General features: G+C 77.2%; 1 pseudogene. It reads right to left on the bottom strand.

Features of this window, described 5'->3' with window-relative positions:
* A pseudogene (locus IEZ04_RS34455) lies at positions 1 to 561 on the bottom strand (AfsR/SARP family transcriptional regulator); the annotation flags it as partial.

Here is a 561-nt window from a genome sequence, read left to right as displayed (position 1 = left end):
GGCCAGGTAGTGGTCGAACAGGCGGGTCAGCGCGGCGTGCCGGTCGGGTTCGGGGTCGGTGGTGGCGGTCAGTTCGGCGGCGTAGGCGCGCAGCAGGTCGTGCATCGTGAACCGGCCGGGCTCGGTGGGCTGGATGAGGTGGGCGCGGGCCAGCTGGTCGAGCAGGCGGCGGGCCGCGTCGGTGGTGGTGCCGGTGAGGGCGGCGGTGGCGTACGGGTCCCAGTCGGTGCCGGGGTGCAGGGCGAGCAGGCGGAAGGCGCGGGCGGTGTCGGCGGGCAGCCGCTGGTAGGACCAGGAGAACACGCCCCGCACGCCGGCGTTCGGGTCCTGGTCGGCGTCGAGGAGGTCCAGCCGCCGTTGCCGGTCGGCGAGTTCGGTGGCCAGGCCGGCCAGGCTGTGGTGGGGGCGGGCGGCGGCGAGTTCGGCGGCCAGCCGCAGCGCCAGGGGCAGCCGGCGGCAGAGGTTGGCCAGGGTGGCGGCGGCCTGCGGTTCGGCCCGTACCCGGGGGCCGATCAGCCGGCGCAGCAGGGCGTGCGTGTCCCCGGTGGGCAGCAGGCCGAG

The sequence above is a fragment of the Streptomyces ruber genome (assembly GCF_014648075.1).
GTDB classification, from domain to species: Bacteria; Actinomycetota; Actinomycetes; order Streptomycetales; family Streptomycetaceae; genus Streptomyces; species Streptomyces ruber.
Note: the sequence above shows the minus strand (reverse complement) of the source record. Positions and strands in the feature narration are given on the sequence as shown.